Source organism: Pseudomonas sp. FH1 (genome assembly GCF_000510895.2).
In the GTDB taxonomy this organism is placed as follows: domain Bacteria; phylum Pseudomonadota; class Gammaproteobacteria; order Pseudomonadales; family Pseudomonadaceae; genus Aquipseudomonas; species Aquipseudomonas azotoformans_A.
In genome coordinates this window covers 132,094-156,798 of record NZ_AOHM01000129.1, presented here as the reverse complement: position 1 = coordinate 156,798, position 24,705 = coordinate 132,094, and the positions used below count along the sequence as shown (strand labels likewise).

Below are 24,705 nucleotides of genomic sequence, written 5' to 3'. Positions count from 1 at the left end.
CCCGGCTGGCGGGGCGCCAAGAGGAATTGCCGATGACTACCGCGACTTCCGCCCGCACCCCGCAGGCGTTGAATAAACTGATGTTCGTCAAGCTGATGCCCTTGCTGATCATTGCCTACATCCTGAGCTTCCTGGACCGCACCAACATCGCCCTGGCCAAGCATCACCTGGACGTCGACCTGGGCATTTCCGCCGCGGCGTACGGGTTGGGCGCGGGGCTGTTTTTCCTGACGTATGCACTGTCGGAAATCCCTAGCAACCTGATCATGCACAAGGTCGGCGCGCGGTTCTGGATCGCACGGATCATGGTGACCTGGGGCCTGATCTCGGCGGCCATGGCCTTTGTGCAGGGCGAGACGTCGTTCTATGTGCTGCGCCTGTTGCTGGGCATTGCCGAAGCCGGACTCTTCCCCGGCGTCATGCTCTACCTCACCTACTGGTTCAACCGCGAACAGCGGGCACGCGCCACCGGTTATTTCCTGCTCGGCGTTTGCTTCGCCAACATCATCGGCGGCCCGGTGGGCGCGGCCTTGATGCGCATGGACGGCATGCTCGGCTGGCACGGCTGGCAGTGGATGTTCATGCTCGAAGGACTGCCGGCGGTGGCGTTTGCCTGGGTGGTTTGGCGCAAACTGCCGGACCGTCCGAGCAAGGCGCCGTGGTTGTCGGCCGAGGAAGCGCGCGGCATCGAACAGCGCATCGCCCAGGAAACCGAAGAGGGCGCGGGCGAGGGTGGTCACTCGTTGAAAAACTGGCTGACCCCGCAAATCCTGCTGGCGATCTTTGTGTACTTCTGTCACCAGATCACCATCTACACGGTGATCTTTTTCCTGCCGAGCATCATCAGCAAATACGGCGAGCTGAGCACCATGAACGTCGGCCTGCTGACTTCGTTACCGTGGATCGCGGCGGCACTCGGTGCCTTGCTGATTCCGCGTTTCGCCACGACGCCCGGACGCTGTCGGCGGTTGCTGGTCACAGGGCTGCTGACCATGGCGTTGGGCCTGGGCATCGCGTCGATATCGGGGCCGGTGTTCAGCCTGCTCGGTTTTTGCCTGTCGGCGGTGATGTTCTTTGTGGTGCAGTCGATCATCTTTCTGTACCCGGCTTCGCGCCTCAAGGGCGTTGCGCTGGCTGGCGGGCTGGGTTTCGTCAACGCCTGCGGGCTGCTCGGCGGGTTTGTCGGCCCCTCGGTGATGGGCGTGATCGAGCAAAGCACCGGCAATGCGATGAACGGCCTGAAGGTGATTGCGCTGGTATTGGTGGTGGCGGCGATTGCGGCGCTGCGGTTGCGCATGGGGCACGAGCCTGAGCGTGGCGCACAAGCCAGCGAAGCGTCCTACACGTAGACGCCGGCAACGCGGCTTTCTACACTGCGGCTTGTCTTGGGGAAAGGGGCAGGCGCCGATGAATCGCAATGAATTACGCAAGGCCGACATCAACCTGATGGTGGTGTTCGAAGCACTGATGCTGGAACGCAACGTCACGCGGGTGGCAGAGAAGCTGTTTCTCGGCCAACCGACCATCAGCTCGGCCCTCAACCGCTTGCGTACTTTGTTCAATGACCCGCTGTTCATTCGCGTCGGCCACCGCATGGAGCCCACGGCGCGGGCCGAGGAAATCATCCAGCATTTGTCGCCAGCGCTGGACTCGTTGTCCTCGGCCTTGAGCCTGACCCATGACTTCGACCCGTCGATCAGTACCATGACCTTCCGCATCGGCCTGTCCGATGATGTCGAGTTCGGCCTGTTGCCGCCGTTGCTGCGCGCCCTGCGCCAGGAAGCGCCGCAAGTGGTGTTCGTGGTGCAACATGTGGACTACTGGCGCATCCCGGATCTGCTGGCCTCTGGCGATATCACCGTCGGCATCACCCAGACCCGTGGCCTGCCAGCGAATGCCAAGCGCAAGCTGCTGCGCCATATCCGCCCGCGCATCCTGCGTGCCGATGCCTCGGACACACCGCTGACCCTTGACGAATACTGCTCACGGCCCCACGTGCTGGTGTCCCACACCGCCAACGTGGCGGGGTTCGCGGATGAATGGCTGGCGGAAATCGGCCGCAAGCGCCACGTGGTGTTGTCGGTGCCGCAATACAGCGCACTGCCGGCGTTGCTCGCCGGCACCGACCTGATCGCCAGCCTGCCGGACTACACCGCCGAGGCCATGGCCGTGTCGGGCCACCTGTTCTGCGAGCCATTCCCGTTCGAGACGCCGACCCTGGATTTGTCCATGGTCTGGCTCAGCCATGTGGACACGGACCCGGCCGAGCGCTGGGTACGCTCGCGACTCGAAGCGTTCATGAGTGATCGTGGGTTGGCGACCAAGGCCTGACTCCGTGGTATATCTAGGATTCTTCCTACCAAAGACTCGGAGCCCTACATGCCACACCTGCACCTGGAATACACCGCCAACCTGACGAACCTGGCCGTTGAGAAAACCCTGCTACGGCTCAACAACGTGTTGATGGTGTCTGGCCAGTTCGGTTCCGAGTTCGATATCAAAAGCCGTGCGGTCAAGGTCGAGACGTTCCAGGTGGGCACCTCCCTCGACCCTCGTGGTTTTATCGCGGTGAAGTTGTCACTGCTCAGCGGACGGTCGCCGCAGGTCAAGAAGCAGTTGTCGGAAAGCCTGTTGGCGGCCTTGCAGGATCTGGGCGACTGGCCAGCGGGCGTGCAGGTTCAACTGAGTGTCCTGTTGGTCGACATGGACCGCGATTCCTACAGCAAAGAAGCAGTCGCGAGCGACAAGCTGCAAGCTTCAAGTTAAAAGCGAGCGTGGCGCGCCTTGCAGCTTTTAGCTTGTAGCTTGTAGCTGCCCCTCACACACCTTCACCACCTGCTCACGAAACCAGGTATTGGCACTGTCCTGTCCACTGGTTTCGTTCCACTGCATCTCCAGGGTGAACCCCGGCAAGCCGTTCGGCGCTTCGCAATGGCCGAACACCGTGGACGGCGCCAGCAACTTTTGCACGCGACGGGGCAAGGTGACGATGAAGTCCGTGCCGGTGATCATCTTCAAGGCTGCGCTGTAGCTGTTGGCACGGGCGATGACCTGGCGCTTGTGGGCCTGGCGTGCGAGCCAGCCGTCGATCATGTTGGTGTCGGAGGTCCACGGCGTGGGGAACACGTGGCGGCGCTCGACGAAGGATTGCAGGCTGAAGGCTGGCTCCCGTGGCGCCGAGCGTTTGTCGAATACGCACACCAAGTCGTCCTCCAGCAGCATCTGGGTGCGGAAGTCTTTGTGGGCGCGGTGGAAGTTGGGGCCGAAGCAGATCACCAGGTCGAGGCGACCTTCGCGCAGGTCGCCGGCGGGGATGTCGGTTTCCAGCTTCTGCACATTGACGATCACCGGCAGGTCGGCGCGGTCGAAGTTTTTCAACAGGCGCGGCAGGATCAACTGTTCGAAATATTCCGGCGCACACACGTTGAAGGTCACGGCCTTCAGCGTCGGATCGAAGGCTTGGCTGCCGGCGTGGCACAGGTTGATGCTTTCGAGGATCTTCTGCACATGGCCGTACATGGTGGTGGCCTTGTACGTCGGGCGCATGCCGGCGCGCGTATTGATAAACAGCTCGTCTTCAAAACTGGTGCGCAGCTTCTTCAGGCTGTAGCTCACGGTGGACTGGCTGACAAACAGCGTTTCAGACACCTCGGTAACGCTGCTCTGGTCATAGACGGCGATAAACACCATCAAGTCCTGCATATCGAGCTTTCTGAGCAAGTTACTGTTTAGCATCGGTTTCGTCCGTAAACCCTTTGTACCGAACTCAGTACAAGACAGCACAAAAGCTTAACGGAACGAGCGTGCCAATAGAATGCTCTGTAGGGCGTTTCTATGTTTGGTGTGAGACAAATACTGTTTCCAACACGACCTCAGCGGATATGTCGTGCGTAATGCTTTGGGTTGAAGCGCGTCACGATCAACAGCATTACCACGATCACCGCCGTGAGCGACCACCAGGCCCATTCGAAGCTGCCCAGTTGATCGCGGATCATCCCGGCGATCAGCGGCGACAGGCCGGCAATCAGGTAGCCGATACCTTGCACAAATGCGGTGAGGCCACCGGCGCGGCGCGGGTTGTCCAGGTGGTAGAGGGACAGGATCAGGCTCATCGGGAACAGGCCGCCGATGCCCAGGCCGAGCAGGCAAGGCCACAGCAGGCTCAGGTGTTGCGGACTGAGTATCAGGCCGCAGAAACCCAGGATGATCAGTACCAGCAACACCGCCACCACGCCGCGTTTATCCTGGCGACGGTTGGCGATGGCGGGGGTGATCAGGCCGGAGACGACTTCCATGGCCGTCAGGAAACCCAGCAGCAAGCCGGCGTTCTGTTCACTCCACCCTTGCTCCACGTAGTACGGCGCCAGCCAGGCGAGTACGCAGGTGTAGGACGCGGTACCGAGTCCGAAAAATACCGCGAGCAACCAGGCGCGACCGTTGCCGAAGAATGATTCTTGAGGGCCCGCAGCGGCTTGGGGCAGTGGCGGCAACACCGAGCGCTGCGCGTACCAAAACACCAATGCCAACAGCGCCAGCACTGCCCAGATCGCCAGGCCGATGCGCCAACTGCCAGTCTGCACCTGCACGAACGGTGCAAACGACGCCGCCAGCGCCGCGCCGCCCATGATCGCGGTGACGTACAGGCCCATGAACAGCGAGACATTGTCACTGAACCGCGACTTGATCAGTGCCGGCATCAACGCCTGGATCATCGCAATCCCCACACCGGCGGCGATGGCGCTGATAATTAATTCCAGTGCTGAATCGAGGAACAGCCTCGACAACGTCGCCACGCCAATCACCAGCAGCGACACCACGATGCTGCGGTGCTCGCCAAATCGCTTGGCCACGCCCATGCCAAAAAACATCGCCAAGCCCATGGCCATCACCGGCAACATGGTCAGCAACGCAGCACTGCTGAAGCTCAAGGGCACGTCGCCGCGAATCGAGGACAACAGTGGGCCGACAGCAGCCATCGACGGGCGCAGGTTGAGGGCGACCAGCACGACGCTGATCATCAGCCAGACGGCGGTGGCGGGTTTTGTGTGAACGGTTTCCATGGGACGGCCTTGAGTGAACAAGGGCGAATCAGGCCATGGGCGGGAGGAGGGGGCAAATGAGAAAGTCGCAGGGGCTATCTAAAAAATGCGGATGACTTTGTGGCGAGGGAGCAAGCTCCCTCGCCACAAAAGATTCTTATCGGCTAAAGGGACCGGATCACATGCTTGATCTCCTGAAACGCCGCCAACCCCCACGGCCCCAACTCGCGGCCAATGCTGCTCTGCTTGTAACCGCCCCACGCGGCCTGCGGGAAGATCACCTGCGGTGCGTTGATCCACACCAGCCCGGCCTGCAAGGCATTTGCCACGCGCTCAGCGGTTTCATGGCTGGCGCTGACCACACTCGCCACCAGGCCGAAATCGCTGTCGTTGGCCAGGGCAATGGCCTCGGCTTGCGAGGTGAAACGTCGTACACAGAGCACCGGGCCGAAGATCTCTTCGTTCCACAACGCGCTGTCCAGCGGTACGTCGGTGAACACGGTCGGGCGGATGAAAAAGCCCTTCGGCAGGTCCGCAGGTCGGTCACCGCCACACAGCAAACGTGCGCCGTCCTCAACACCGCGCTGGATATGCCCCAACACGCGTTGATATTGCACGCGGTTGATCAACGCGCCCATTTCCACGTCATCGGCAAACGGGTCAGCCACGCGAATGCCTTCAGCCCGTGCCTGTATACGTTGCAGGAATTCATCCGCCAGGCTGTCGGCTACCAGCACGCGACTGGTGGCCGAACACATCTGCCCTGCGTTGAAAAACCCACCGCCACAGGCCAGTTCCACCGCCAGGTCCAGGTCGGCATCCGCCAACACCAGCAAGGAGGATTTGCCGCCCAGTTCCAGGCTCACACCCTTGATGGTTTCTGCGGCGCGCTGCATCACTTGCACGCCGACGGCGTTGCTGCCGGTGAAGGAAATCTTCGCCACGCGGCGATCCGCCGCCAGCGGCGCGCCCACTTCCAGGCCCGTACCGCACACCAGGTTGAACACCCCGGTCGGCAAGCCCGCCTCGGCGATAATCCGCGCCAGTTGCAGTTCCGCCAATGGCGTGACTTCCGATGGCTTGAGCACCACGCAGCAACCGGCCGCCAGGGCGGGAGCGAGTTTCCAGGCGGTGGTCACCATCGGGAAATTCCACGGCACGATCAGCCCGACCACACCGCACGGCTCACGACGCAGACGTGCACTGAAGTCCGCGCTGGGCAGTTCCACCGGGCTATCCTGGCTGGCGTCCATCGCCTCGGCCACGCTGGCGTAATAGTCGAAGGTGGCGATCACATCGTCCACATCAATCGCGGCTTCAAACAGCGGTTTGCCGTTGTTGCTCGATTGCAGGTGCATCAGCTGTTCGCGCTGCTCGCTGACGCCTTGGGCGATCTTGCGCAACAGCGCGGCGCGGTCGCGGCCGGTGCTTTTTGACCAGTCGATGAACGCGGCGCTGGCGGCGTCGACCGCCTGGGTGACCGTGCTCGCATCGCCGACGCTGACGTGGGCCAGGACGGCTTCCGTCGCAGGGTTGATCACCTCAAGCGAGGCCAGTCCGGCACGCCATGCCCCATTGATATACACACCGTTCAATACCGCGCTCATTCCGCCACCGCCTTCATCCACAGCCCCTGTTCGATTTCAATCAGCGTCGGCCCTTGGCGATCAGCCGCTGCGCGTAGTGCCGCGCGCAGCGACTCAATCCCTTGGATGCTGTCGGCGGCGCAACCGAGTGCCTTGGCCACGCCGATAAAGTCCGGCGTGTAGATGTCCACGCCGACCGGCTCAATGGCGCGGTTGACCATGTATTTCTTGATCTCTTCATAGCCGTGGTTATTCCACAGCAACACGATCACCGGCGTGCGCGCTTCCACCGCGCTGGCCAGTTCCGGGAGGGTGAATTGCAGGCCGCCGTCACCGATCAGGCACACCACCGGCTGCCCATCGCCACGCCCCAGCCAGGCGCCGATGGCGGCGGGCAGGGCGTAGCCCAAGGTGCCGTAGCCGGTGGACGAGTTGAACCAGCGGCGCGGGTGGTCGAGGTTCAGGGTCAGGTTGCCGCTGTACACCGGTTGGGTGGAGTCGCCCACCAGCACGGCGTTGGGCAATTCTTCGAGGACGGTCTTGAGGAACAGGGTTTGCGCGCGGGTGGCTGCGTCCCAGCTGGGCGTCAGTTCCGCCCACAGGCGCGCTACGCGTTCAGCGCCCCACGCGCTGTTACGCGGTGGCAAAGACTTGCTGGTCAACTCGGCCAACAGCGCTTCGGCGGCGATTTGTGCATCAGCCACCAAGGCCACTTGCGGCGGGTAGTTGCGCACGATCTGGTCGGGGTCGATATCGATGCGCAGCAGCGCGCCGGGAATCTCGAAACCGCCGGCGAAGGTCACGTCGTAGTCGGTTTCCGCCAGCTCGGTGCCGATGGCCAATACTACGTCCGCTTCGGCCACCAGTGCGCGGGTGGCGACCAAGGTCTGGGTCGAGCCGATCAGCAGTGGGTGGCGGGCAGGCAGCATGCCTTTGGCGTTGATGGTCAGGGCCACCGGCGCGCCGAGGGCTTCGGCCAGTCGGGTCAGTTCCGGCGCTGCGTCGATGGCGCCACCACCGGCCAGGATCAACGGCGTCTTGGCGGCTGCGAGCAACTGGCTCATTTGCTTGACCGCCGACGGCGCCGCACCGGCACGGGCCACGCTGACCGGTTCACTGCCCAGCAGTGCATCGGCATTTTCCACCAGCACATCCAGCGGGATTTCGATGTGCACCGGACGCGGCCGCCCGGCCTGGAACAACGCAAACGCCCGCGCCAACACGCCGGGCAGCTCCGCCGCCGACATCAGGGTATGGGAGAACGCCGCCACGCCGGCCATCATCGCGCCCTGGTTGGGCAGCTCATGCAGCTTGCCGCGCCCGCCGCCCAATTGGCTGCGCGACTGCACGCTGGAAATCACCAGCATCGGGATCGAGTCGGCATAAGCCTGGCCCATGGCGGTGGTGATATTGGTCATGCCGGGGCCGGTGATGATGAAGCACACGCCGGGTTTTCCGCTGGTGCGCGCATAACCGTCGGCCATGAAGCCGGCGCCCTGTTCGTGGCGCGGGGTGACGTGACGGATGCTGGAACGGGCCAGGCCGCGGTACAGCTCCACGGTGTGCACGCCGGGGATGCCAAACACCTGGTCCACGCCGTAGCCTTCCAGGAGGTTGACCAATACTTCGCCGCAGGTCGCCATATAGGTCGCTCTTATTGTTGAGGTAAGGCGTTATTGGACCGGCTGGCCTGTAGCGGCAACAATCGATAAAAAGTCATACTAGCCATGTCCTCACGTCATGGCTGCGCCCCGATGAAACGCCTCCCGCCACTGCCCGCGCTGCACACCTTCTGGGTCACGGCCCAGTGCTGCAACTTCACCCGCGCCGCCGAGCAACTGCACATCACCCAGGGCGCGGTGAGCCGGCAGATTGCCGGGCTCGAAAGTCATCTGGGCTACGCGCTGTTCCAGCGCCAGGCGCGTGGCTTGAGCCTGACCGAAGAGGGCCGCGAGTGGTCACTGCGCGCACAGCAGGTGTTTGGCCTGCTCGGCGAGGCGGTGGAGCAGATCGGCAGTCGGCGTCAGGTCCTGCAGCTCAAGGCGTCCACCTGTGTGATGCGCTGGCTGCTGCCGCGCCTGATGCAGTGGCAAAAGGAACGCCCGGACGTGCCGGTGGAACTCACCACCACCGTGGCCTACACCGTGGACTTTCGCCGCGAGCAATTCGACGCGGCGGTGATCTATGCGCCCATCGCCGAGCAATCGGCCGAGGCGCGGCATCTGTTCGATGAGCAACTCACGCCGGTCTGCGCACCGGCACTGCTCGCGGGCTTGCACAGACCGCAAGATTTGCAGCAACAGGTCTTGCTGCACCCCACGCGGGATGAACGGGATTGGGCATTGTGGCTCAAGGCGGCGCAGACGCGGCTGGGCAATTTGAGCCAGGGCCATCATTTTGAAACGCTGGATTTGGCGATGACGGTGGCGTCGCAAGGTTCCGGCGTGGCGATTGGCGACAGCGCGTTGATTGGCGAGGATTTGAAGGCGGGGCGGTTGGTGATGCCGTTTGAGCTGCGGGTGCCGACGGGGATGGGGTATTACTTGGTGTATCCGCCGGGGACCGAGCCTTCGGCGGGTCTTAAAGCTCTGATGGATTGGTTGGTCATGAACGCCAAGTCGCCCCTGTAGGAGCCGGCAAGCCGTGCTCCTACAGGGATGGGGCGTATCAGTAACCTACGGTGAAACGCTGGCGTGAGTGTTTCGGCGATTCCACTTCGTCGATCAACGCAATCGCATAGTCCGCAAAACTGATCCAACTGCGACCTTCACTGCTCACCAACAAGTCATCCTGGCCCACCCGGAATTGACCGGTGCGCTCGGTCTCGACGAACTCCGCCGACGGCGACAGGAACGTCCAGTCCAGTTCCTTCTCCTGGCGCAGTGCGTCAAGAAACGCCGCACCCGCGGTGGCTTCCGCTTTGTATTCCTCAGGGAAACCCACGCTGTCGATGACCCGCCCGCCACCCGGCAGCAGCAGCGAACCGGCGCCGCCCACCACCAGCAGACGTTTTACCCCGGCCTTTTTCACCGGCTCGATCACGGCGCTGGCGGGCAGGGTGGCGAAGTGTGCCGCACTGATCACCACGTCGCTGCCACTCACCGCCTGTTGCAGGGCGTTGGCATCCAGGGCGTCGACTTGTTTGACGGTGACGCCAGGGCGTACGGCCAGCGTGTCGGTATTGCGTGCGATGGCGGTGACGGTGTGCCCGCGACGCAGCGCTTCTTCCAGCAGTTGGCTACCGGCACGGCCAGTGGCACCAATAATTGCAATCTTGCTCATGACGTTCTCCAGTACGTTAGGGTTTGAAACGGTTCACCACTTCATTTCGCCCTTGGCGACTTTGGCGCTCAGTTCCAGCGAGCTTTCGTCGGCGAGGGTGGGGTAACGCTTTTTCATGGCCGCGATCAGGGCGGCAGAATCCTTGGCCTTGGCGGTCTCGGCGTCGAAGGCCTTGATGTAGTCGGCGGTAAAGGCCACCGATTGCAGCGTCGGTGTGCCGAGGTAGTGGCCCGGGATCACGGTCTTTGGTTTCAGCTGTTGGATGCGTTGCAGTGTCGCCAGCCAGTCTTTATGGGACTGCGCGCTCTGGGTATCGGCCATCCACAGATGGATGTTTTCGGAGACAACCACGCCACCGACCACGGCCTTGATCGACGGGATCCACACAAAGCTGCGATCCGGCTGCGCGCCATCCAGGCCGATGACCTCCAGTGGCTGGCCTTCCAGGCTCAGGCTGTGACCTTCGAGGACCTGCGGCACGATGGTTTTAGACGGCCTGTCGGCGCCCATTTTCGGGCCCCAGAACTCCAGCTTGCCGGCCACGGTGGCCTTGATGTGGTCGACCACCGGTTGTGGCGCCAGCACCTTGGCGTCGGGGAAGGCGGCGGTGAGGGTGTCGAGGCCGAAGTAGTAGTCCGGGTCGCCATGGCTGATGTAGATAGTGGTGAGGTGCTTGCCGCTGGCGCGGATTTTCTGCACCAATTGCTCGGCCTGGCCTTTGCCGAATTGGGCGTCCACCAGGATCGCGTCCTTGGCGCCGCTGACCAGCACCGAGCTGACCGGGAAGATCGCGGCTTCGCCAGGGTTGTACACATCCAGCTTCAGCTCGGCCGCGGACGCATGGGCGGCGAACGCCAGGGCGGCGGTGGCGAGGGTCAGGCGCTTGAAGGTTGAGAACATCGGGCAGCTCCAGCATCGGTAAAGGATGCACAGAGCTTAGTTGCACAAAACCAGACTAAAAATGCGATGCTGGGACATAGTTTGTTTCTGAAAGCGGGCAGATCATGGATCGTCTTCAAGCAATGCGCGTGTTTGTCACGGTGGTGGATCTGGGCAGCCAGTCCGCCGCCGCCGATCATCTGGACCTGTCGCGGCCGGTGGTGTCGCGTTATTTGGCGGAGCTGGAAGACTGGGTCGGCGCCCGCTTGTTGCACCGCACCACGCGCAAGCTCAGCCTGACGGCAGCGGGCGGTGAAACCCTGCCACGCTGTCGGCAATTGCTGGAATTGTGTTGCGACATGCAAGCCGCCGTCAGCGAGCCCGATGAAGCGCCCCGTGGTTTGCTGCGTTTGAGCGTCAGCACGTCGTTCGGCCAGGCGCAATTGGCCCAGGCCATTGCCGAATACGTCAAGCGCTACCCGCTGGTGACGGTCGACCTACAGATGCTCGATCGCACGGTGAACCTGGTGGATGAGCGCATCGACCTGGCTATCCGCACCAGCAACGACCTGGACCCCAACCTCATTGCCCGGCGCCTGACGGTGTGCCGCTCGGTGGTGTGTGCCTCGCCGGCCTACTTGCTGGAGCATCCTGCGCCGCAGAAGGTCGAAGACCTCGCCGGACATAATTGCCTCACCCATTCCTACTTCGGCAAAAGCCTGTGGCATTTCGAGGAGCGGGGCGAGCCGGTCTCGGTGCCGATCATCGGCAACATCACCTCCAACGAGGCCAGTACGTTGTTACGCGTGACGTTGGCCGGTGCCGGAGTGTCGATGTTGCCCACTTATCAGGCCGGCGATTACATCCGGCGCGGCGAACTAGTGCGCCTGCTGCCTGACGCCGAGCCGCGGCAGATGAACATCTATGCGGTGTACGCCTCGCGCAAACACATGCCGTCGGCGCTGCGCAGCTTGCTGGATTTCCTGGTGCTGAGGTTTCCGGAAGAGCCGGCGTGGGATGTCGGGCTCTAGGCTGGAATCAACCGGTTGAATGTCGTCCGATAATGGCAACTTGGCCTGGTTGACCTATGCTTTAGACAGCACCCTGTAGATCCGCAGAGGTCTGTGCCATGAGCATTAAAACCAGAAAGTACCTGATGATTTTCAGCCTGTGCGCCATTGCCAGCGCACTTTACGGGACCGCCGCCTACCGCGTGGAGCAGACCCGTATGCAGCCGACCTTTGCGATCAGCTGCCATCAGGACCAATGCGTGCCCCGCACCGGCAGTTTCAGCGCGCTCAGGTAGCCGATGGTTCGGCTTTCAACTGCTCGCGAAACGCCTTGGGTGAGAACCCGACCCGTCGGCGGAACAGCCGAGAGAAGTTGGTCGGGTCGGAAAAGCCCAGCACTTCCGACATCTCATTGATGGTCATGCTGGTGTACGTCAGCAAACGCTTGGCTTCCAGCAATTGGCGGTCATGCATGATCTGCAACGCAGGTTGCCCACCCAATTCCCGACACGTCCCGTTCAGGTGTGAGACCGAGATGCCCAGCTTGTGGGCAAGATCCTCAATCTTGGGGTGTTCGCGGTAATGCTGCTCGACCAACTGGGTGAAGCGCCGGAAGTATTCACGCCCCCGTGGCGCACGTGGGTGACGGCGCTGGATGGCCTGGCGGCTGATCCATACCAGCAACACGCTGACCAGCGCGTGCATCATCATGTCCCGTGCCGGTTGTTCATCGGCGTATTCATCCTGCAAGCGGGCGAACTGGCTGTTCAGGTAATCACTGTCTTTGCCCGCCGGGTAACTGCCGAGTGTCTGCAAACCGTCCACGGTGGAGCCCAACTGTGTTTGCAGGTGGCTGACCAACGGCGCCGAAAGCGTCACTACGTAGCCTTCGACGTCCTCAGGAAAACGGAACCCGTGCACGCACAAGGGCGGCAGGACTTGCAGGGTTGCTTCGTTCAGGGTGGTGCGCTGGCCTTCGATTTCCAACTGTGCCTGGCCTTTGTGCACGTAGAGCAACTGGCACAGATCCGCGTGCCGGTGGGGTTGGATTTCCCACTGGTATTCCCGACTGCGCCGGGAAATGGTTTCGCAGTGCAACAAATCGGGGGTGGGCCATTGCTGGTGTTCCCCGTAAAGCTTGAAGACCGGAATTGCGGTTTTGGTCATGGTTTCAACCCGATACTCGGAAGAGTGGTGCGGTAATCGCCCCGATTGGCAAAAAGCGCAGGCTTTGGCGCAGTTTTCACCTTCTTATGCCGCTCACTCAAGTGAAAAATGTCAGCAACAAGACCAATGACAACTCTTTCACCCGATCCGTTCGAGTGGAACTTGCGGGCCATAAAAATAATGAAAACGCTGAAAACCCAAGTCGCCATTATCGGCGCCGGTCCTTCCGGACTGCTGCTTGGCCAACTGCTGCATCAGGCAGGGATCGAGACCCTTATCCTAGAGCGTCAGAGCGCCGACTACGTGCAAAGCCGCATCCGTGCCGGCGTGCTGGAACAAGGCATGGTCGACCTGCTGCGGCAGGCCGGCGTCAGCCAGCGTATGGACAACGAAGGCCTGGTGCATGACGGTTTCGAGTTGGCGCTGAACGGCCAGTTGACCCACATCGACCTCAAGGGGCTGACCGGCGGTCAATCGGTGATGATCTACGGCCAGACGGAAGTCACCCGCGACCTGATGGCCGCCCGTGCCGCCGCCGGTGCCACCACCCTGTATGAAGCGCGCAATGTGCAGCCCCACGCTCTCAAAAGTGATCGACCCTGGCTGACCTTCGAACATCAGGGCCAAGCGTTCCGCCTGGAGTGCGATTACATCGCCGGTTGCGACGGTTATCACGGCATTGCGCGCCAATCGATCCCGGCTGAATCGCTCAAGGTCTTTGAAAGGGTCTACCCGTTCGGCTGGCTGGGCATCCTCGCCGACACACCGCCCGTTCACCCTGAGTTGGTCTACGCCAAACACCCGCGCGGGTTCGCCCTGTGCAGCATGCGTTCGCCGACGCGCAGCCGGTATTACCTGCAGTTGCCGGTGGAGGAACCGATTGACGAATGGTCCGACGCCCGCTTCTGGGATGAACTGAAAACCCGCCTGCCCAGCCACCTTGCAGAACACCTGGTCACCGGTCCATCGATCGAAAAAAGCATCGCACCGCTGCGCAGTTTTGTAGTGGAACCGATGCAGTACGGGCGCCTGTTCCTGCTCGGCGACGCGGCGCATATCGTGCCGCCGACCGGGGCCAAAGGCTTGAACCTGGCGGCCAGTGATGTGAGTACGCTGTACCGGATTCTGCTCAAGGTCTACGGCGAAGGGCGCGTGGATCTGCTGGAGCGTTACTCCGCCATCTGCCTGCGGCGGGTGTGGAAGGCCGAGCGGTTTTCCTGGTGGATGACCTCAATGTTGCACCAGTTTCCCGAGGCGGATGGGTTCAGCCAGCGCATCGCCGAGAGTGAACTTGACTACTTCATCCACTCCGAGGCGGGGCGCAAGACCATCGCAGAAAATTACGTCGGACTTCCTTACGAAGCTATCGAATAGCCTGCTATCGTATCGAGCATTCCCGTGGGCCGCCTTTTCCCACGGGCCTTGCTCGAAGGTCTTGCCGTGACGCACCTCAATCAGCCTGCTCCGCCACTGCCCGCTGTGCGCAGTATTCTCGCCTCACTGATGATGGCGATCTTCCTGGGGGCGTTGGATCAGACCATTGTCGCCGTGTCCATGCCCGCTATTTCCGCCCAGTTCCACGACGTCAACCTGCTGGCCTGGGTCATCTCCGGCTACATGGTGGCGATGACCGTGGCGGTGCCGATCTACGGCAAGCTCGGCGACCTGTACGGGCGGCGGCCGATGATGCTGATCGGCATGGGCTTGTTCACCCTGGCCTCACTGTTCTGCGGCATGGCGCAAAGCATGGAGCAACTGGTGCTGGCGCGGATCCTCCAGGGCATCGGCGCCGGCGGCATGATCTCGGTGAGCCAGGCGATCATCGGCGATATCATCCCGCCCCGCGAACGCGGCCGCTACCAAGGCTATTTCAGCAGCATGTACGCGGTGGCCAGCGTGGCCGGGCCGGTGCTGGGCGGCTACATGACCGAATACCTGTCGTGGCGCTGGGTGTTCCTGATCAACTTGCCCTTGGGCGCCGGCGCCTGGTACGTCGCCCATCGCACGCTGGTGGGCCTGCCGGTGCCGCAGCGCAAGCCGATCATCGATTACCTCGGCACTGTGCTGATGATCATCGGCTTGACCGCCTTGCTGCTGGGCATCACCGAAATCGGCCAGGGCCATCACTGGCGTGACAGTCAGGTGCTGGGCTTGCTGGTGTGTGCGCTGGTGGCGTTGACGGTGTTTGTCTGGCACGAGCGCCGGGCGCGAGAGCCGTTGTTGCCGATGCATTTGTTTGCCAACCGCAGTGCGGTGTTGTGCTGGTGCACGATCTTTTTCACCAGCTTCCAGGCGATTTCCCTGACGGTGCTGATGCCGCTGCGGTATCAGACAGTGACCGGTTCGGGTGCGGACAGCGCGGCGTTGCACCTGTTGCCGTTGGCCATGGGCTTGCCGATGGGGGCTTATTTTGCCGGGCGCATGACCTCGGTGACCGGGCGCTATAAGCCAATGATCCTCAGCGGCGCATTGCTGAGCCCGTTCGCGATTCTCGGCATGGCCTTGAGCGCGCCCCAGGCAGTGGGGCTGACGGCGCTGTTTATGCTGCTGTGCGGCATCGCCGCTGGCATGCAGTTCCCGACCTCACTGGTGGGTACGCAAAACTCGGTGGAACAGCGCGATATCGGCGTCGCCACCAGCACCACCAACCTGTTCCGTTCCCTGGGCGGGGCGGTGGGGGTGGCGTGCATGTCGGCGCTGTTGCTGGCGCTGTTGCAGGATTCCAGCTTCGCCCACCTGGCCAGCGGCGCGTTGGTGGCCGAAGGCAGTTCCGGCAACGTGCTGCTCGACGGCCTCAACGCCGCCCCCGGCCCGGCGCAGGATGCCCTGCGCGGGGAGTTGGCGGTGACATTCCGGCATTTGTTGATGGTCAGTGCGGCGGTGTCACTGCTGGGGCTGGCGGCGGCAATCGCGATGCCCAATCGGGTGCTGCGTGGCCGTGAAGACAAGGCCAAGTAGTCTCAGGGGCTGTAATAACCCACCGCCACCATGAAATGCCCGGCCTTGCGCACATACGCATGCTTGTTCTCGACCTTGTCGGTCACCGGGTTTTTCCAGCGGTATTTGTATTCGCCCTGATCCTGCTCGGCCATCAACTTGAGGATCGGCTCGCCCACCGGCTTGCCGTCCGGGTCCTTGATCTTGCTGAAGTCGGTGTTGACCAGTCGCAGGTTGGTGCCGTGGGCTACATAGCGCTGGGTATCGAGGTCCACCACGAACACATAAAGGTCATCCTGCAGGAAACCGCCCTGCAATGAGTTGATGGCCTTGAGTGTGCCGGTTTCATCCTTGAGCAAGGCGGTTGCCGCCTTGTTGCGCAGGGCCCGGGCCTGTTCCGGCGTGGCCCGTGGCAGGTAATAACCCACCGCGAGAATGCGTTCGCCCACGCGCTGATAAAACACATGCTTGTGTTCGACCTTGCCATCGTTCCAGTTCTGCCAGCGATAGTCGGCCTGCTGGATGCCCTGGCCTTCCGGTACCTTGAGCGCATCCTTGAAGGACTGGCGCAAATCCGGCCCGAGCACTTCGGATACATCGCGGCCGATCAAGGCGGAGGAGGGGCCACCGCTGGCCAGTAGGACGCCTTGGGTGTCGACCACGAACACATAGCGGTCGTGGTCGACGAATTCGCCCTGTCGGCTGAAGGCGGCAAACGCCTTGTCGCCGTTGCTCTGGTAGTAGGCCAAGGCTTTTTCCAGCAGCGCCTTGGCCGCCTGGGCGTCTTCATCCTGAGTCGTTGCGGCGTGCACCTGGCTGAAACACAACAGCAGCAGCCAGGTGAGTCGGAACACTGCCTTCATTATCCGTCCCTCGTTCTTGTTGGTGTGACAAGAGCGTAGACCGTCGCGGGCGACTCAGAAGGGTTTGGTCGGCAGGTACTTGCCATCCAGGGTGATTACCGCGCGAGAGCCGCCGTCCGGGTCCTCGACCTTCTTGATGTCCAGCTTGAAGTTGATCGCACTGATGATGCCGTCGCCGAATTGCTCATGGACCAGCGCCTTGAGGGTGGTGCCGTAGACCTGGAGCATTTCGTAGAAACGGTACATCGTCGGGTCGGTCGGCACGCCGCCGGGGAAGCTGCCGCGCAGGGGCACGCTCTGCAGCAGGCGGCTGGCGTCCTGGTCCAGGCCGAGCTTGTCGCACACCGCATCCGCAGCGTCCTTGGGCAGCGGGTGCTGGCCGAGCAGGGCGGCGGTGACGAACGCCAGGCTGAGCCCGGTGCCGTCGGTGAGGTCCTGCCAGGACAGGTTCTTGCGGGCCTTGAGGTCGATGATAGTGTCGGCCAGGGCCAGGCGTGGGGTTTGGGAGAAGTTGGATTGCAACATGGTGATGTCCTCTGGGTTGAAATGGGGTCAGGCCGCGTGGATCTGATTGAGCAGCGACACGAAGCGCCCGCTGCGGCTGTCCAGGGCGTCGATGGCGCCGGTTTCGATGTCGTACACCCAGCCGTGCAACGTCAGCCGACCTTGTTCCAAGGCCAGGGCGACGGAGGGGTGGGTCTTGAGATTGGCCAACTGGGCGATCACGTTTTCGCGCACCAAGTCGCTCAAGCGGGCGGCATCGGATGTGTGCTGGCGTGCGGCGTTGATCACCTTGGCTGACTCGGCATGGCGCAACCAGTTGGCCACGGCCGGCAGGTGATCCAGGCATTTGCAGGTGGAGATGGCGGTCATCGCGCCGCAGTCGGAATGGCCGCAGATCACAATGTCACTGACCCCCAGCACCGCCACCGCGTATTCGACGGTGGCCGACACACCACCCGGCTCCGGGCCGTAGGACGGCACGATGTTGCCAGCGTTGCGGATCACGAACAGATCGCCCGGTTCCTGCTGGGTCAGCAGCTCGGGAACCACACGGCTGTCGGAACAGGACACAAACAGCGTGCCCGGGGTTTGCGTGGTCGCCAGGTGTTTGAACAGGTCGCTGCGTTGGGCAAAGGCTTCGGCCTGGAATTTGCGGAAGCCGTCGATGAGATGTTGCATGGGAAGTTCTCCTTGCGTCGCTGATGGGGCAAGGATGGAAGTTTTCAGCTATAGCGTCCAAGACCGGCTTATTATGGTTTCTATTGGTCATTCCTATAGTTGGGGGCTTCGATGCTGCTGCGCCATATCCGTTACCTGCTGGCGGTGGCTGAACACCGCAATTTCACCCGTGCCGCCGAGGCGCTGCATGTGTCGCAGCCGACCTTGTCGCAGCAGATCAAGCAGTTGGAAGACACCTTGGGTGCGCCGCTGTTGGACCGCTCCGGGCGCAGCGTGAGCCTGACCGATGCCGGTGAAGCCTATGTGCGCTTTGCGCGGCTGGCCTTGCAGGACCTGCAGGCCGGCACCCGCGCCATGCATGACGTGCAGGACTTGAGCCGAGGCAACCTGCGCCTGGCCATGACGCCGACCTTTACCGCCTACCTGATCGGGCCGTTGCTGGCGCAGTTCAATCAGCGCTATCCGGGCATTACCGTGAGCATCGAGGAACTGACCCAGGACCGCATGGAAACCGCCTTGGCGGAAGACGCGCTGGATATCGGCATTGGCTTTACCGGCGAGCATCTGCCGGACATCGAGTGCGAAGGGCTGTTTGTTGAAACGCTGAGTGGGGTGGTCGGCGCCAACCATCCGGGGTTGCACAGTCGGCAGTGGCTGGCGCAACCCCTGGTGTTGTTGAACACCGGCTTTGCGACCCGCCGCTACATCGATGAGTACTGCCGTGCCCAGGGGATAAGGCCGTTGATTGCGATGGAGGCCAACTCCATCAGCGCAATCATCGAAATCGTGCGCAGCACGGCGCTGGCAACCATCCTGCCCAGCGCGATCGCCGAGGCCCAGCCAGGGTTGAACGCGGTGGCGATCAGCCCGGCATTACCCCAACGCACCGTGGCACTGCTGAGCCGCAAGGGCGCCTATCGCAGTGCCGCGTGTCGCGCCTTCGTGGCGTTGATCAAGGCGCGGCCAGCCACTGGCTGACGATAGCGTCATAGACCCCCGTGGCCTGGCTCAGGTGCAGCCATTGATCGACGTAGCTTTTCCAGGCCACATCATCACGGGGCAACAGGAAGGCTTTTTCGCTGTACTGCATCTGCCGCTCGGGGTTCACCGCACACAGCCCCGGCTTGAGCTTCTGCTGGTAACGCGCTTCGCTGGCGTCGGTGATCATCACATCGGCCTTGCCCGCCAGCAGTTCGTCGAAAATGGTCACGTTGTCGTGCAGGCGGATCTGCGCCTGGCCCAAGTGGGCACGGGCGAATACTTCGTTGGTGCCGCCGGCCGGTTCGATCACGCGCACTTGGGGCTGGTTGATCTGTTCGACGCTCTGGTAGCGCTGCACATCGGCACAGCGTACCAACGGGATCTTGCCGTCGACGCCCAGGGATTGGCTGAAGAAGGCTTTTTTCTGGCGCTCCAGCGACACCGAAATGCCGCCTACGGCGATGTCACAGCGCTGGGCCAGGAAGTCCGGCATCAGGGTTTTCCAGGTGGTCGGCACCCATTGGATTTTTGCGTTGAGGCTCTTGGCCAGGGACTCGGCCATGGCGATGTCGATGCCTTCGTAGCGGCCATCGGCGCGCAGCGAGGTGTAGGGCTTGTAGTCGCCGGTGGTGCAGACCGTCAGCGTGCCGCGTTGCAACACCTGGTCAAGGCGCGACGGCGCGGTGTCGGCCAGGGCGCCGGTGGCCAGACTTGCCAGTACACAGAGGGCGAAGGGAGCTTTCATGCGGTCGAGTCCTTGGGGCATGGGCGTGGGCGCTCATTATTTCCAGCACCGGGCACGGTAGCAAGGCGCAGCGAATGTTTAGCCAAGTCGCAACCAAACTCCGCCAACCCTGAATTTAATCACCTGTGCTGGCGTGTGACGCTGGCGGTTATCTCTAGCACTGTGATCCCCGCATGGACGGCTCTTCCGACACCCACCCCGCGACACTGCCGTCCGATCTCGCGTTCTGGGCCCTGTTCCACTGCCGACACGCACGCCCACCAGATACTGCATTCCTACGTTGATCCATCCCCTGGATGGCGCGCACCTGCGCGCCTGCCTGACCCACACGTATGAGAATGCCCATGAGTGTCTTTGCCTGCCTGCACGAAGCCCAGTCCTTCCTTGAACAGAACCCGGACATTGAGATGTTCGAGCTGTTTATCCTCGATAACAATGGCGTGCCACGCGGCAAGTTGCTGCACCGTGATGAGTTGCTGGCGGTGTATGAAAGTGGCCGGCCTTTGCCCAGTACCATTCTTGGCCTGACCATCAATGGCGACGACGTGGAAAACTCCGGGCTGGTGTGGGAAGTGGGTGATATCGATTGCCGCGCCTACCCGATCAGCGGCAGTTTGCAGCGCATGCCGTGGCGCCTGATTCCGACAGCGGCCGTGCAAGTCAGCATGCACCCCACCGAAGGCCTGCCCGCAACCGTCGCCGACCCCCGGCACTTGCTGGCCAAGGTGATTGATGGACTCAAGGCCGACGGTTACTACCCGGTGATGGCGGCGGAACTGGAGTTCTACCTGCTCGACCAGAAACCCGACAGCCACGGCCGTCCGCAGCCGGCGCGGGATGTGGACGGCGGTCGCCCGCGCTCGACTCAGGTCTATGGTTTGCGCGAACTGGAGCAGATCGAACCCTTCCTCGCTGACCTTTACAGCGCCTGCAAACTGCAAGGCATCCCGGCGCGAACGGCCATCTCCGAATACGCCCCTGGCCAGGTGGAAATCACCCTGGAACACCGCGCCGACGCCCTGCAAGCCATGGACGAAGCGGTGCGCTACAAACGCCTGGTCAAGGGCGTGGCGCATAAACACGGGATGACCGCCTGCTTCATGGCCAAGCCGTTCGACGACCTGGCCGGCACCGGCATGCACATGCACGTCAGCCTGGCAGACGCCGAGGGCAACAACCTGTTCGCCAGCGAAGCCACCGACGGTACGCCGCTGCTGCGCCACGCCGTGGGCGGCATGCTCAGCACCCTGCTCGATTCCTTGCTGATGTTCTGCCCGAATGCCAACTCCTACCGCCGCTTCCAGACCAACAGCTACGCCCCGCTGGCCGCCACCTGGGGCGTGGACAACCGCACCGTCAGCCTGCGGGTGCCGGGCGGCCCGGCGAATTCCCGGCATATCGAGCACCGCATCTGCGGCGCCGACGCCAACCCCTACCTGGCCGCTGCCGCGATCCTGGCCGGCATCCATCGCGGTATCCGCGAACAGCGCGACCCTGGCGCCCCGGTAGAAGGCAACGGCTACGCCCAGGCCAAGGAGTTGCTGCCCACCGACTGGCTGACCACCTTGCGCGCCCTGGAAGGGTCGAGCTGGGCGCGGGACGCGTTCGGCAGTGAATTCCTCGGCGTGTACCTGGCGGTCAAGCGCGCCGAATACCGCCAGTTCATGGGCGAGGTGGGCGAGCAGGATTGGCGTTGGTATCTGCATCAGGCGTGAACCGGCTTCGGTGGTGAACGTTTCGACCTTTTTTTGACATTGCACTGGTTAAGCTGCAAATCAAGGTCGTTCACTGCCGTTCCACCCACATGAGCCCGCGATGTCGCCACAACCACCCTCATCCATCGAGATCGAATACGCCGAGCGCTGTGACCGCGAACACGCCAGGGTCTGCGGCGATACACGCCCGCCAGGGCTGCGGCAGCGCCTGGCGTCGTGGCGCGACGAGTGGATGGTGCGCCAGGCGCTGAAAGTCGCGGGCGAGCCTGGGTTGGTGTTGGACCTGGCCTGTGGCTCGGGGCGCTTTTGGCCCGTGCTGGCCGAACACGTCAATCGGGTGATCCTGGCGTCGGACAACTCCCAGGACATGCTCGACCATGCCCGCACCCATCACCCGGCGTCGTTGCTCAAGCGCGTCAAGACGTTCCAGGGCTCAGCGTTTTCCATCGGTTTGTCGGCGAATGCGGTGGACTGCATTTTCTGCCTGGAATTGTTTCGCCATGTGCCCAGCAGTGAAGGGCGCTCGGCCCTGCTGCGGGAGTTCCACCGGGTCAGCCGCGACACGGTGATTGTCTCGGTCCATTCCCGCACTGCCGTCGAAGATGAGTTCCGCCAGGCGGGCTTCAAGGTTCTGCATCATCAGGAATTCATGCCAGGCTCAAGCCTGTGGCGGGTCTACGTGCTGCGTAAGAGAGGATAAGTCCCGCCTGTCGGACTATTCTTCAACTCCTGTCTGAGTTTTCATGGTCGCCTGTGCACTGCGGATGCTCGCTAGCCCCTTTCGCGATATATACTGCGCGCCATTCTTCAAGGGAGAGCCGTGTGGCCATCGATATTCACTGGATCTGCGACAACGATAGCCTCGGCCAGCATTGCGCCGAATGGCAGCAGTTGCCATTCGTCGCCCTCGACACCGAATTCATGCGGGTCGACACCTTTTATCCCATTGCCGGGCTGATCCAGATTGGTGATGGCGTACGCGCTTACCTGATCGATCCCCTGACCATCGACAACTGGCAACCCTTGGCCGCCTTGCTGGAGAACCCGGCGGTGATCAAGGTGGTGCATGCCTGCAGCGAAGACCTCGAAGTGTTGCTGCGGTTGACCGGCAGCCTGCCAGTGCCGTTGTTCGACACCCAATTGGCCGCCGCTTACCTGAATCTTGGTTTCTCCATGGGCTACTCGCGCCTGGTGCAAGCCGTGCTGGATATCGAGTTGCCCAAGGGCGAGACCCGTTCCGACTGGCTGCAGCGGCCCTTGTCCGAGACGCAGGTCAGCTACGCCGCCGAAGACGCGGTGCACTTGGCCGAGGTTTACACCCGCCTGCGTCCCCAACTGTCGGACGACAAGTACGCCTGGGTGCTGGAAGACGGCGCGGAGTTGGTCGCCAACCTGCGCCGCGAAGTCGACCCGTACGAGGTGTACCGCGACGCCAAGCTGGCCTGGAAACTGTCCCGCGCCCAACTCGCCGTGCTGCGTGAACTCTGCGCCTGGCGCGAGCAGCAGGCCCGCGCCCGTGACCTGCCGCGCAACCGCATCATTCGAGAACACTCATTGTGGCCCCTGGCCAAATCCCAGCCGGATAACCTCGCCGCCCTGGGCAAGATCGAAGACATGCACCCGCGCACCGTGCGTCAGGACGGCCAGTTCCTGCTGGACCTGATCAAACGTGCCGGCAGCGTGCCGATGGACCAATGGCCACCCGCCGTTGCCGAACCGTTGCCGGTGGATGCCGCCGCACTGATCAAGCAATTGCGTGCCCTTGGCCAAGCTGAAGCCGAACGCCTGGAGATGGCGCCGGAACTGATGCTGCGCAAGAAAACCCTCGAAGCCCTGGTCAAAAGTGGCTACCCCGATGGGCCTTATAAATTGCCAGACTCGCTGCGTGGCTGGCGCCGCGAGTTGATGGGCCAGGCGCTGCTCGACAGCCTGGCCACCGCCGGAGAACAGCCTTGAAACGTATTTGCTCCATCTACCGCAGCCCTAAACGCGCCGGCATGTACCTTTACGTCCTGAAAAGCGATGCCCTTGAGCGCGTGCCTGAAGGCCTGCTCACCGTATTCGGCAAGCCGGTACACGCGTTCAACCTGGTGCTGACGCCTGAGCGCAAGCTGCAACAGGAAGACATCGTGCAGGTGCTGGAAAACCTCGACAAACAGGGTTACCACCTGCAAATGCCGCCACCCGAGGACGAGTACATCGAACACTTGCCCGAAGAGCTGCTGCGTCGCAACGACCCGATGTGATCGACCCGTGCTCCGTCCGGGGCACGTGCTTCAATGGAATCGTATAAGTGGGCGGTGGCCGTAAGGATGCGGGCAGCCGTCCGTACTGTTTTGAAAGGTTTTATGCATGCGTGTTCTGATTGCTGAACAGGATCACCCGCTCTACGCCCAATTGCTCGGCGAAGCGGCACCGGACCTTGAAGTGCTGACCAGCGGTGACTCGGCCGAACTGTCGCGCCTGGCCGCCGATTGCCCGGTCTGGCTGGGCCAGCCGGACTTGCTGGCGACGCTGTTGCGCCAAGGCCATCAGCCGCAATGGCTGCAATCGACTTGGGCCGGCATAACACCGCTGCTGGCTGAAGGTTTGCCACGCGACTATCGCCTGACCCGTGCGGTCGGTATTTATGGCCAGGTCATGGCCGAATTCGTGCTCACCTATATGCTCGGCCATGAACGCGAAGTACTGGCGCGCCTGGTCAGCCAGGTCGAGCGCAAATGGGACAACCGCATGGGCCAGAGCCTGGCGGGGCGCAAGGTGCTGATCGTCGGCACCGGCGACATCGGCCAGAGCGTTGCCGAGTTCCTGGTGCCCTTCGGTGTGAAGCTGTACGGCATCGCCAGTTCCAGTCGGGAACAGGCGCCGTTTATCGAAGTGGCCGGGCTTGAAGCCCTGGGTCGCCTGGTGGGGGAGGTGGACTACGTAATCAACCTGCTGCCTAACACGCCAAGCACCCATGACCTGTACGACGCGGCGCTGTTCAAGCAATTCAAGCCGACCGGGTTGTTTATCAACGTCGGCCGTGGTGTGTCGGTAGTGGACGCCGACCTGGTCGAGGCCTTGAAAGAAGGGCATCTGGCCGGTGCGGTGATCGATGTGTGCCGCCAGGAACCGTTGCCGCAACGTCATCCGTTCTGGACGGCGTGGGGCCTTCTGCTGACGGGTCACAGTTCGGCGCCGACGTCACCGGCATTGATGGTAGAGCTGTTCGTACAAAATGTGCGGGCGTATCAGGCCAAGCAAGACTTGCGCGGGAGCGTGGATTTCGAGCGCGGTTACTGACAGCAAAGGAGCCGGCATGCCGGCTCCTCTTGGC

The 24,705-nt window shown here is 62.4% G+C and carries 25 protein-coding genes; 14 read left to right on the top strand and 11 right to left on the bottom strand.

Annotation, left to right across the window (positions count from 1 at the left end; translation table 11 throughout):
* Positions 1–32 precede the first annotated feature (32 nt).
* The 3 genes from H096_RS28450 to H096_RS28440 are packed head-to-tail and all read left to right on the top strand — an operon-like array spanning position 33 to position 2,766.
* On the top strand, positions 33–1,349 hold the full coding sequence (locus tag H096_RS28450) for an MFS transporter (RefSeq protein ID WP_033902627.1): 1,317 nt from the start codon (positions 33–35) through the stop codon (positions 1,347–1,349).
* 58 nt (positions 1,350–1,407) lie between these two features.
* Positions 1,408–2,331, top strand: coding sequence for a LysR substrate-binding domain-containing protein (locus H096_RS28445; RefSeq protein WP_033902626.1), 924 nt, complete (start codon positions 1,408–1,410; stop codon positions 2,329–2,331).
* A gap of 48 nt (positions 2,332–2,379) precedes the next feature.
* Entirely contained in the window at positions 2,380–2,766 is a 387-nt protein-coding gene (locus H096_RS28440) for a 5-carboxymethyl-2-hydroxymuconate Delta-isomerase (protein WP_033902625.1), read from the top strand.
* A 27-nt stretch (positions 2,767–2,793) separates the two neighbouring features.
* On the opposite strand, the gene H096_RS28435 is transcribed toward H096_RS28440, so the two are convergent.
* The 4 genes from H096_RS28435 to H096_RS28420 form a co-directional block, all read right to left on the bottom strand.
* Positions 2,794–3,735: a LysR family transcriptional regulator gene (locus H096_RS28435; RefSeq protein WP_033902624.1), complete on the bottom strand. Its 942-nt coding sequence runs from the start codon at positions 3,733–3,735 to the stop codon at positions 2,794–2,796.
* 137 nt (positions 3,736–3,872) lie between these two features.
* Positions 3,873–5,060 (bottom strand): cyanate transporter, encoded by a 1,188-nt coding sequence (locus H096_RS28430; protein WP_033902623.1) that lies wholly within the window; start codon positions 5,058–5,060, stop codon positions 3,873–3,875.
* Between the two features lie 143 nt (positions 5,061–5,203).
* The gene (locus H096_RS28425; protein ID WP_033902622.1) at positions 5,204–6,646 is read right to left on the bottom strand and encodes an aldehyde dehydrogenase family protein; all 1,443 of its coding nucleotides are present in this window, start codon (positions 6,644–6,646) and stop codon (positions 5,204–5,206) included.
* Positions 6,643–8,268 carry a 5-guanidino-2-oxopentanoate decarboxylase gene (locus H096_RS28420; RefSeq protein ID WP_033902621.1) on the bottom strand — a complete coding sequence of 542 codons (1,626 nt, stop codon included), beginning with the start codon at positions 8,266–8,268 and terminating at the stop codon, positions 6,643–6,645. The genes H096_RS28425 and H096_RS28420 overlap by 4 nt, the downstream gene beginning before the upstream one ends.
* Before the next feature lie 111 nt (positions 8,269–8,379).
* On the opposite strand from H096_RS28420, the gene H096_RS28415 reads away from it, so the two are divergent.
* Positions 8,380–9,255: a LysR substrate-binding domain-containing protein gene (locus H096_RS28415; RefSeq protein ID WP_033902620.1), complete on the top strand. Its 876-nt coding sequence runs from the start codon at positions 8,380–8,382 to the stop codon at positions 9,253–9,255.
* 37 nt (positions 9,256–9,292) lie between these two features.
* Here H096_RS28415 and H096_RS28410 read toward each other — a convergent pair whose 3' ends face one another.
* Positions 9,293–9,907, bottom strand: a complete 615-nt coding sequence (locus tag H096_RS28410) for an NAD(P)-dependent oxidoreductase (protein ID WP_033902619.1) — start codon at positions 9,905–9,907, stop codon at positions 9,293–9,295.
* Between the two features lie 33 nt (positions 9,908–9,940).
* The gene (locus H096_RS28405; protein WP_033902618.1) at positions 9,941–10,807 is read right to left on the bottom strand and encodes an MBL fold metallo-hydrolase; all 867 of its coding nucleotides are present in this window, start codon (positions 10,805–10,807) and stop codon (positions 9,941–9,943) included.
* A 104-nt stretch (positions 10,808–10,911) separates the two neighbouring features.
* On the opposite strand from H096_RS28405, the gene H096_RS28400 reads away from it, so the two are divergent.
* Both H096_RS28400 and H096_RS34295 read left to right on the top strand, forming a co-directional pair.
* Positions 10,912–11,817: a LysR family transcriptional regulator gene (locus H096_RS28400; protein WP_033902617.1), complete on the top strand. Its 906-nt coding sequence runs from the start codon at positions 10,912–10,914 to the stop codon at positions 11,815–11,817.
* A gap of 98 nt (positions 11,818–11,915) precedes the next feature.
* Positions 11,916–12,092, top strand: a complete 177-nt coding sequence (locus H096_RS34295; protein WP_016975214.1) for a hypothetical protein — start codon at positions 11,916–11,918, stop codon at positions 12,090–12,092.
* Here the strand turns inward: H096_RS34295 and H096_RS28395 are convergent.
* On the bottom strand, positions 12,085–12,963 hold the full coding sequence (locus H096_RS28395) for a helix-turn-helix domain-containing protein (protein WP_033902616.1): 879 nt from the start codon (positions 12,961–12,963) through the stop codon (positions 12,085–12,087). The genes H096_RS34295 and H096_RS28395 overlap by 8 nt on opposite strands.
* A gap of 189 nt (positions 12,964–13,152) precedes the next feature.
* On the opposite strand from H096_RS28395, the gene pobA reads away from it, so the two are divergent.
* Positions 13,153–14,337, top strand: a complete 1,185-nt coding sequence (gene pobA / locus H096_RS28390) for a 4-hydroxybenzoate 3-monooxygenase (RefSeq protein ID WP_191983026.1) — start codon at positions 13,153–13,155, stop codon at positions 14,335–14,337.
* A gap of 66 nt (positions 14,338–14,403) precedes the next feature.
* Positions 14,404–15,921, top strand: coding sequence for an MDR family MFS transporter (locus tag H096_RS28385; protein WP_051422247.1), 1,518 nt, complete (start codon positions 14,404–14,406; stop codon positions 15,919–15,921).
* 2 nt (positions 15,922–15,923) lie between these two features.
* Here the strand turns inward: H096_RS28385 and H096_RS28380 are convergent, their stop codons facing one another.
* From H096_RS28380 to H096_RS28370, 3 genes are read right to left on the bottom strand one after another with little or no spacing between them, the layout of a single operon-like run.
* Positions 15,924–16,763 (bottom strand): cache domain-containing protein, encoded by an 840-nt coding sequence (locus H096_RS28380; RefSeq protein WP_033902614.1) that lies wholly within the window; start codon positions 16,761–16,763, stop codon positions 15,924–15,926.
* A gap of 54 nt (positions 16,764–16,817) precedes the next feature.
* Positions 16,818–17,288, bottom strand: coding sequence for a cyanase (gene cynS, locus H096_RS28375; protein ID WP_033902613.1), 471 nt, complete (start codon positions 17,286–17,288; stop codon positions 16,818–16,820).
* A gap of 27 nt (positions 17,289–17,315) precedes the next feature.
* Positions 17,316–17,945, bottom strand: a complete 630-nt coding sequence (locus tag H096_RS28370; protein WP_033902612.1) for a carbonic anhydrase — start codon at positions 17,943–17,945, stop codon at positions 17,316–17,318.
* 111 nt (positions 17,946–18,056) lie between these two features.
* Here H096_RS28370 and cynR point away from each other — a divergent pair, with 111 nt between their 5' ends.
* Positions 18,057–18,923, top strand: coding sequence for a transcriptional regulator CynR (gene cynR / locus H096_RS28365; protein WP_033902611.1), 867 nt, complete (start codon positions 18,057–18,059; stop codon positions 18,921–18,923).
* Here cynR and H096_RS28360 read toward each other — a convergent pair.
* The gene (locus tag H096_RS28360) at positions 18,898–19,671 is read right to left on the bottom strand and encodes a transporter substrate-binding domain-containing protein (protein WP_033902610.1); all 774 of its coding nucleotides are present in this window, start codon (positions 19,669–19,671) and stop codon (positions 18,898–18,900) included. The genes cynR and H096_RS28360 overlap by 26 nt on opposite strands.
* Positions 19,672–20,015: 344 nt before the next feature.
* Here H096_RS28360 and H096_RS28355 point away from each other — a divergent pair, with 344 nt between their 5' ends.
* The 5 genes from H096_RS28355 (at position 20,016) to H096_RS28335 (ending at position 24,671) form a co-directional block, all read left to right on the top strand.
* Entirely contained in the window at positions 20,016–21,386 is a 1,371-nt protein-coding gene (locus H096_RS28355; RefSeq protein ID WP_033902609.1) for a glutamine synthetase family protein, read from the top strand.
* 100 nt (positions 21,387–21,486) lie between these two features.
* Positions 21,487–22,086, top strand: a complete 600-nt coding sequence (locus H096_RS28350) for a class I SAM-dependent methyltransferase (RefSeq protein WP_033902608.1) — start codon at positions 21,487–21,489, stop codon at positions 22,084–22,086.
* Positions 22,087–22,208: 122 nt separating this feature from the next.
* Complete coding sequence (gene rnd / locus H096_RS28345) at positions 22,209–23,342, top strand: ribonuclease D (RefSeq protein ID WP_033902607.1); 1,134 nt, start codon at positions 22,209–22,211, stop codon at positions 23,340–23,342.
* Positions 23,339–23,632, top strand: coding sequence for a YcgL domain-containing protein (locus tag H096_RS28340; RefSeq protein ID WP_033902606.1), 294 nt, complete (start codon positions 23,339–23,341; stop codon positions 23,630–23,632). The genes rnd and H096_RS28340 overlap by 4 nt, the downstream gene beginning before the upstream one ends.
* Positions 23,633–23,738: 106 nt before the next feature.
* A complete protein-coding gene (locus tag H096_RS28335; RefSeq protein ID WP_033902605.1) occupies positions 23,739–24,671 on the top strand; it encodes a D-2-hydroxyacid dehydrogenase in 933 nt (310 codons plus the stop codon).
* Positions 24,672–24,705 lie beyond the last annotated feature (34 nt).